Origin of the sequence: Levilactobacillus cerevisiae (assembly GCF_003946245.1) — a bacterium.
Taxonomy (GTDB): domain Bacteria; phylum Bacillota; class Bacilli; order Lactobacillales; family Lactobacillaceae; genus Levilactobacillus; species Levilactobacillus cerevisiae.
In genome coordinates this window covers 35,448-43,575 of the sequence record NZ_RHNN01000030.1, presented here as the reverse complement: position 1 = coordinate 43,575, position 8,128 = coordinate 35,448, and the positions used below count along the sequence as shown (strand labels likewise).

The window sequence follows — 8,128 nt, the reverse complement described above, 5'->3', positions numbered from 1 at the left end:
AGATACGTTAGAATCCATGTATTAGAAGCTAGCTAATGGGAGAGGACTTCCATTTACACAAAAAATTTGACACTCCCCCCGTGTCACCGGTGCACGCCTCGGTGCGTACGGTAGCCAGGTGACTGTCACCTATGCCGTGCATGTGACCAAGAACGGCAAGAAGGCTGTGTATTACAAGTTCAAAACTGCTAAACATACCGTTTGGACTTGGCGTGGCGCCTTGAAACGGGTATCAAGTTCTAAAGTAAGTACTAAGACCAGTACCAAGACGAACGCCAAGACAAGCACCGCTACCACGCCTACGACCACTACACCTGCGTCCAACAACAATGTAGGCAGCACGGCTGAGCGTAACCAAACGTTCAGTATGAACTTGCGTGACTATCAACGGGGCTTCTTGGACACCGTCAATCAGGAACGGACACAACGTGGCACCAGTCCCCTAGCTGAAGATTCCGCCTTAGACGGCGTGACCGCCACACGGGCAAATGAAATCCTTACCCACTATTCACACGACGATACTGATGGCAACACAGCCTTTATCCACGAATGTGACGCTGCTGGTATCGATTATGATACTGCCGAAGTTCTCGGCTTTAGCATGATAAATGCGGTCTATCACACCGCTAACTCTGACAACACTTCTACCTCATCAGAAACATTCAATATCACGGTTAACAATTCGTACAATGCCGGAAAAGCCATGGTACTCGAATATATTTACTATGACGCTACCAGTGATTGGGGTCATCGTGATGCCTTATTGAATCCAGCAAACAACGTCATTGGTATTGGCGCCCAATATGCAGCAAGTCACGGATCCTATCGGCCATCGGTAGCTAACGCTGCTATTCTGGGGGCCAAGTAATCTAACACCATTTATCAGCCATTTGCTTGTGGCTGTTCTGACCATGAACGAAAGAAGAGGTGACCCCGTTGTTTCATAAACCAAGCTTAGTACTTGCGGCTCTGTCGCTCGGTTTACTCATCCCCGCGACAATCACCCATGCCCAAGCCGCCACAACTAATTTTGATCCCGTGACTAGCCTGCAAACGGTTAATTATTACACGACCATGCGCAACACCGCGTCCCACAATTACAAGATCTACGCCACCGGCGGCTACAAGACTTCCGCCAACAACTTAACCGAGATTAGTACCAGTCACGCGTTTGCTAATCGGGCCATCCACATTACCAGAACCGAAATCGTTAACGGGACTAAATGGCTTAAATTCACATTCAACCACACCCGTACTGGTTGGGTCAATCAAAACGCGACAATCAAATCGACGTATAAGCTTTACGTTCCGTTGATTGCCCAACGCCCGCAATTGCCCACAGGTTGCGAGATTACCGCGACTGCCATGATGCTCCAATTTGCCGGTGCCACCGTCACCAAATCCGGCTTAGCTAGAGAGATGCCCCGCAATAAAAATCCGAACAAAGGATTTGTCGGCAGTCCCTATAAAAAGTCTGGTTGGTACATTTATCCAGGTGGCTTAACCAAATTGGTCAAAAAACACGTGGGGACCAGCAAGAATTTGACCGGTGCCAAGTTAACCACTATCAAGAGTTACATTCACCACAACAAGCCCGTGGTTATCTGGCTCGGCTACTTTGACGGGTTCAGTAATCATGCCGTGACTGTCTCTGGTTACACCCGTACTCGTCTCTATTTCAACGACCCGTGGACCTACCAGCGCCGGTCACTCAGTAACGCAGGCTTCACGCATCACCGTAAACTGGATGCCTACCGGGCCTTAAGTTATTAACTTATTTTTTTAGGAGGAACCATCATGAAACATTCTGCTTTATGGCTAACATTTGCCGCTGCCCTCACCTTGGGTACCGCGGGAACTGTCACTGCCCAGGCTGCCAGTTATTACACCACTAATCCTGGAATCATCAAGACCAAGCACACCATCATTATGTATAACAACGCGGCCAAAACCAGCAAACATAAAACCGTCAAATCCGGCAATTTCGTTAAGATTACTGGTGTGACCAAAACTGCTGGCCATGCGCCCATTCTTAAAACCAGCGGTCACAAATACATCACAGCTAATAAGGCGTTCGTCGCTAAAACGGCTGGTTATCAAAATCCTCACAAGTATTATCAAGTTCACTATCAACGAATCAAGCCCTACGGCAAGGTTGGCTACACCGTTAAGCGTCACTATGAAGGCATCAAGACCTGGTACATCATGAAAAAGATGCATACGTCAAATGGCTATAACAACTATAATCAAGCCACCTACAACGCCGTCAAAGCCTTTCAACGACGCCACCACCTCAAAGTGACTGGAAACGTTAACGAGGCGACCTGGCTTAAAATGGGGTACACCAAAGATGCTTGGACTGGCATTGATAGCTACACTGCGCCACTGGGTGCCAAAGCCTGGCAAGGACGTAAGGCCCACATTGATGCCATGATTCATCAAGCCTACAAGTATAAGGGCAATCCTTACTTAGTTGGTTCTTCATCCAGCCCCAAATATGGCACCGATTGCTCCGGCTTAGTGATGCAAGCCTTGTACGCCGGTGGTATCAGTCCCCTGCCAACCAGCTCGATTCACCACGCCTACCCGGGTAACGAATGGAATTCCCGTAACCTTTGGGCTGCTAAGAAACTCCATCGCGTAGCCTACAATCACAAACAACGTGGTGACCTTGTATTCTACTACCAACCCGGTACCCATACAATCTGGCACGTTGCCGTTTACTTAGGCAAGGGGAAAGTCATCGAATCATGGCCACCAAGAATCATGGTCGCCAACATCAAGAACGGCCAACGCTCTTACGTTGCCGGTATCAAACGACCATTTAACTAGCAGAAAAAATCGGCAGCAACGACTCATTACGAGTAGTTGGTGTCGATTTTTTTCGAAGACGTAATTCTACCTTAGTTAAAAAGAATGCGCCCCCCGAGGCCTCTGCGTCACTCTCCAGGTATCTCCAGAGGCAACCATAATTCGCTGGTAACCCGCATTCTTTGAGAATCGTTAGCCATTCGGAATCAGCAATCAGTTTCAAACCGTCACCAGACTGTCACCAATTTCATGCACGGGCGATGAGCTGCTAGTCATTGGACTAACAGCTTTTTTCGACAAGGTAGTCAGTTAAGCCCAACATTATACGGCAGTGATATATGGCTGAATAAGTGGTTCGACCAGTGTCGCACAAAAATTTTGAATTGCCTTCTGCGGATCGATGCTTTTATTCATCACCCAAGAGAATATCACCCCATACAATTGCATGGATAATACTTGTGCAATCATTTCTACGGGGGTCTCTTTCTCTAGCTGTCCGTGCTGAATTAATTGGATCAATAAATCACTAACTTTTCCAAAATCATACGTCCATTTGTCATCGGGAGAATTAGGGACTGCCACAAAACGAATCCAGCCACGGGCACGTTCTACCCCGGCCTTCGCCGTAATCTGCATAAAGTTGGCTAAGTAAGCCGAAATGTTTGCGGCCGGCGTCAGTTCATCTGAAATCTCATTGATTTGTGCATTCAGTTGACTGAAATGTTCTCGTTCTAATTCACCAATGATATCTTCTTTTTTAGGAAAATAATTGTAAAAGGTTCCCTTAGCCACGCCACTGGCCGTCGTAATATCCTCCACAAAAACATTTTCATACCCCCGCTCAACAATCAATTGGTCGGCCGCATCCAATAATTTCCGGCGAGTTGTTTTGGCATTTTCATCGCGTTTAGTCATTTCCAATCACCATTCCCTTTATCCTAACTGGACAGCATCAATCCGCTGTTACTCCCTAATCAGACTAGCATGCCGTCGTAGCAAACGCACATAAATTATCACTAAAATAATGACGACCACCAGGACTAACCCGAGAGCGGTCAGCATAATGTGATGAAGCCCGTTATACATAATCTGCCGCATGGTCGGGAGCAGTGCCTGTGGGAGTTCACCCACCACCTGTGAATTGCTCAACTTATTCAGCATGCCCATCGTCACCTGTCCATGAGACGCTTTAACCCCGGAGTTTAGCGCTTGATTTAAAATAACCCCATAAATTGAGGACATAAACGTCTGGCTTAAGATCCGTACCAGATAAGCAAACGATGTCGCAATCGGCACGTCTTTAATGCCCGCATCGTCTTGAACAGCCACTTGCAGAACGTTGAAACATAATCCGAGGCCCAGGCCTTCAAAAGCACCCATGACTAGCAAAAACCAATAATTGGCGTGATTACCCGCCAGTACCATCCCTAGAAACGCAATCAAAAACGCCCCCGTGCCAAGACTGATAATGCCGTAACGGCCTAATTTATGCTGGTACAGCGGCCCAATCTCAGAACCCATGAAGTTTGTAATTGACCCGGGAATCTGTGTCATCCCACCAACCAGTGCCGTTAATCCCAGAATTCCCTGTGCCCACATAGGAATATAAATATTGAACGCCACGAATGCACCCCACAGGATGGAAAATAACGTAAAATCGATCACTAATTTGGGATTTTTAAATAGCCGACTAGGAATGATTGGATCTGCAGCGTGCGCCTCAACCCGCGCCATGCCTAGCAAAACGAGTATCCCCACCGCAACTAAACCAATCGTCATCCAAATCGATGCTGCCCCTAACAATTGAATGCCAACTAAAATCAGCGACAATCCTAAAATCATCAAGGCGGCGCCATAGTAATCAACTGATGACCGGTTTAAATGCTCATCTAATTTCAAATAGACTGCCACTAAAAAAATCGACAGCACAGCGATTGGTAAATTCAGGAAGAAGACCCAGTGCCAGCTGAAAGCATCGACTAACCAGCCACCAACTAGCGGCCCAATGATGGACGCCGTACTGAAGCTAGCGGTCGCAATGCCAATCACTTGCGCACGGCGTTTCAGGTTATTAAATATCTGCGCATAAATAATGAAAGGAATCGTATTCATCCCACCGGCACCGATGCCCATTAAGCCCCGTGCCATAATAAACCAAACAATGTTGGGCGCAATTCCCTGCAAGAGGGCACCCACAGCAAAGAGTCCAGTTCCGGCCATGTACGCCAGCTTGTTTCCTTGACGCTCACCGAATTTACTCCATAGGGGCGTCGAAATTGCCATGCCTAAGAGAAAAATCGCAATGATCCAGCCCATATACTGTAGCCCATGGAGATCACTAATAATGGCTGGCAAGGCCGTATTCACAATTGTGCCATCTAAACCAACCATCCCGTTTGATAGAATTAAGGCAAACGTGACGATCAGTTTTTTATTTCGATTCAACTTTATCATCCCTTCATAAATAGATGCACTAAATATGGCCTTCAGTCATATCTAGTGCATCACATGTTTAATCCCACTTTCTCTCATCGTGTTAGCTCTAGCCTGATTACCTAGCAACTCGCGTTAACCACGCAGCTACCTCACCATCAGCTTCATCTACCCGATTACCATCAATCACCAGGGGCGCGGTTAGTGAGGCCTTGCTAACACCCTTCGTCCTTAAAATATTTTGAATAACGCGGATGCTCTCTCCACTACCATCGCCACCTTCAGTTTCAAAGGGGGCAACCTTTTTGCCAGCCAGCGCATCCCCGAAGTCGATTAAAAATGCCTTCATTGGCTGACTAAGCGTCATTGCCCAGGTCTGGAAGCCCAGATAAACCGTCTCATATTGGCTCAAATCCGGTAGCTTCAGCTGTACCCGTGGCGGGGTGTTACTCTCCCGTTCAAAGTTAGCGCGATCAAGGGTTTGTAAGTAGTCTGCCGGATATGGCTCTGCCAGGGTGATTTCGAGCACATCACTCTCTGTGGCCGCCACCAACTTACTGGCTAGTAATTCCGTCGATCCTGAACGTGACCAGTAAATGACGATACTTTTAGCCGTTGGTGTTAGCCTGCGTACTGCCGGTTGCGCTTGATTGGTATCCTGGCCATCGGACGGTGTGTATTTACCGCCGCCCCAACCAGAATTCTTTCGTTGTAGTTGATTTGCATAGATGTCCGTTCCCGCTAGTTGCCCAACGACTGGACCTAGGTTAGATTGCTTATTCAAAACTCACAGCTTCCTTTCAACAAGTCCTTACGCACGCGTATCCAAGTCCTTAAAGTCATCAAAGAACGCCAGCACACCTTTTGCCGTCTCGCGTTTGCCAACCACAGTTTTGTTCGCATCTAGCAATGAAATCTGGGCCATCTCATCCGCCGATAGGCTAAAGTCAAAGACAGCCAGATTTTCACGCATTCTATCCAGATGGCTCGTCTTAGGAATTGACCCAATCCCGCGCTGCAACAGCCAGCGTAAGATAACTTGCCCGACACTTTTGCCATGAACCTCAGCAATGGCCGTTAATGTCTGATTGTTAAAAATATCAAACTGGCCGGCCGCAAACGGTGACCAAGCGACTTGCAAAATATCCTGGCTGTTTAAATAGTCTAGCTCATCTTGTCGTTGGTAGAACGGGTGGGTCTCCAAGTAATTTACTTGGGGCTTGATGTCATTGAATTGGATAAAATCGGCTAAGCGATCTTGACGGAAATTATCGACACCCAGTGCCTTAATCTTTCCAGCTTGATACAACTCTTCCATCGCCCGCCAAGCACCGTAGTAATCATTATAGGGTTGATGAATAATGTACAAATCAATGTAGTCCAATCCCAAACGTCTTAGTGAACTCTCAAAGCCCAGCTTGGCATCCTCATAGTTCGCATCCGTTAGCCACAATTTTGTCGCAATGAATAGCTCATCACGGGGAATCCCGGCTCGCCGAATCCCGCGACCAACGGCTTCTTCATTCTCATAGGCCGTTGCCGTATCAATGTAGCGGTATCCCTGCTTCAAGGCCTGGTACACTGCTTCTTCACATTCAGCGTCATCCGTTATCCGAAAGACACCTAACCCAATCATAGGCATTTTGACACCATTATTTAACGTTCTATAATCCATTTCTATCTCTCCTTAAAATATGACTCAAAGTCATTCTTACGTTGAGATACATAATATGACTTCAAGTCATTTTTGTCAAATGGACCATTCCGGCTTTTGAAGTCTCTTCATCTTTACTAGTCGCAAATAAAAATTTGTTGGCTGCGAGTAGAAAAATTCTTTTGAGAAAGGCTTGACTTAAAGTGTACTTGAAGGTCCATACTCATTTTGAATCAAGGTCAGCGGTGTTTCTGGCAACTCGCAAGAACCCGGCAATTTCCCTCGAAATTTGTTGGGTGTCATCATTCGTTGGCCAAACGATAGACTGTATGTTTTGAAACGACCAGACAATATTAGGAGGAAATTAAATATGACTGTTAAAAATAAAGTAATCGTGATCACCGGTGCTTCATCTGGAATGGGTGAAGCTTCCGCAAAATTATTGGCACAGAATGGGGCAAAGGTTGTCCTAGGTGCTCGCCGTGAAGACCGCTTAGCAGCAATCGTTAAGGATATTGAAGACGCAGGGGGCACCGCAGCCTACCGTGTCACGGACGTTACCAAACAGGAAGACGTCACCGCCTTAGTCCAATTGGCACAGGACAAATTTGGTGGCCTGGACGTCATCTTTAACAATGCCGGCATTATGCCTTCCTCACCAATGAGTGCCCTGCACACGAAAGAATGGGACACGATGATCGACATTAACTTACGTGGTGTGCTCCACGGTATTGCCGCTGTCATGCCCATCTTCACAGCTCAAAAGCACGGCCAAATCATTACGACCTCTTCTGTTGCTGGGATTAAGAGCTTTGCCGGTGCCGGGGTCTATGGTGCAACCAAGTTTGCAGTCCGTAATTTAATGGAAGTTATTCGGATGGAAAGCGCTGAAGAAGGCACTAACATTCGGACCGTTAGTCTCTATCCAGCAGCCATCAATACGGAACTGTTGCATACCATTACGGATGAAGACACCAAGAAGGGTATGGATACCTTCTACAAGCAAGTTGGTATCAGTCCTGAAGCCGTTGCTAAAGTCGTGAACTTTGCCATTGACCAACCCGAAGACGTTAATGTTAATGAATTTACCATTTACCCAACCAAACAAGCTTAATGGCTGGCAAATTTAAACGTTCTGAAATCTAGACTGATTTCAGAACGTTTTTCTAGAGTAGCGTAGTCTGGTACTAAAGAGAGGTCTACTGATCTGGCTCTCATCTGAAATTGTCT

At 46.9% G+C, this 8,128-nt stretch carries 8 protein-coding genes; 4 read left to right on the top strand and 4 right to left on the bottom strand.

The window, feature by feature from the left end; translation table 11 throughout:
- Positions 1–118 precede the first annotated feature (118 nt).
- From EKM99_RS12915 to EKM99_RS12905, 3 genes are all read left to right on the top strand, one after another.
- Positions 119–868 (top strand): CAP domain-containing protein, encoded by a 750-nt coding sequence (locus EKM99_RS12915; protein ID WP_125583826.1) that lies wholly within the window; start codon positions 119–121, stop codon positions 866–868.
- 68 nt (positions 869–936) lie between these two features.
- The gene (locus EKM99_RS12910; protein ID WP_125583825.1) at positions 937–1,773 is read left to right on the top strand and encodes a C39 family peptidase; all 837 of its coding nucleotides are present in this window, start codon (positions 937–939) and stop codon (positions 1,771–1,773) included.
- A gap of 24 nt (positions 1,774–1,797) precedes the next feature.
- A complete protein-coding gene (locus tag EKM99_RS12905; RefSeq protein WP_125583824.1) occupies positions 1,798–2,832 on the top strand; it encodes a DUF5776 domain-containing protein in 1,035 nt (344 codons plus the stop codon).
- Positions 2,833–3,132: 300 nt separating this feature from the next.
- Here the strand turns inward: EKM99_RS12905 and EKM99_RS12900 are convergent, their stop codons facing one another.
- The 4 genes from EKM99_RS12900 to EKM99_RS12885 all read right to left on the bottom strand — a co-directional run bounded on the left by EKM99_RS12900 (position 3,133) and on the right by EKM99_RS12885 (position 6,919).
- The gene (locus tag EKM99_RS12900) at positions 3,133–3,726 is read right to left on the bottom strand and encodes a TetR/AcrR family transcriptional regulator (protein WP_125583827.1); all 594 of its coding nucleotides are present in this window, start codon (positions 3,724–3,726) and stop codon (positions 3,133–3,135) included.
- 48 nt (positions 3,727–3,774) lie between these two features.
- A complete protein-coding gene (locus tag EKM99_RS12895) occupies positions 3,775–5,265 on the bottom strand; it encodes an MFS transporter (RefSeq protein WP_125583823.1) in 1,491 nt (496 codons plus the stop codon).
- A 97-nt stretch (positions 5,266–5,362) separates the two neighbouring features.
- Positions 5,363–6,028, bottom strand: coding sequence for a flavodoxin family protein (locus tag EKM99_RS12890; protein WP_125583822.1), 666 nt, complete (start codon positions 6,026–6,028; stop codon positions 5,363–5,365).
- 27 nt (positions 6,029–6,055) lie between these two features.
- The gene (locus EKM99_RS12885; RefSeq protein ID WP_125583821.1) at positions 6,056–6,919 is read right to left on the bottom strand and encodes an aldo/keto reductase; all 864 of its coding nucleotides are present in this window, start codon (positions 6,917–6,919) and stop codon (positions 6,056–6,058) included.
- A 349-nt stretch (positions 6,920–7,268) separates the two neighbouring features.
- Between EKM99_RS12885 and EKM99_RS12880 the strand changes: the two genes are divergently transcribed.
- Positions 7,269–8,012 carry an SDR family oxidoreductase gene (locus tag EKM99_RS12880; RefSeq protein WP_125583820.1) on the top strand — a complete coding sequence of 248 codons (744 nt, stop codon included), beginning with the start codon at positions 7,269–7,271 and terminating at the stop codon, positions 8,010–8,012.
- Positions 8,013–8,128 lie beyond the last annotated feature (116 nt).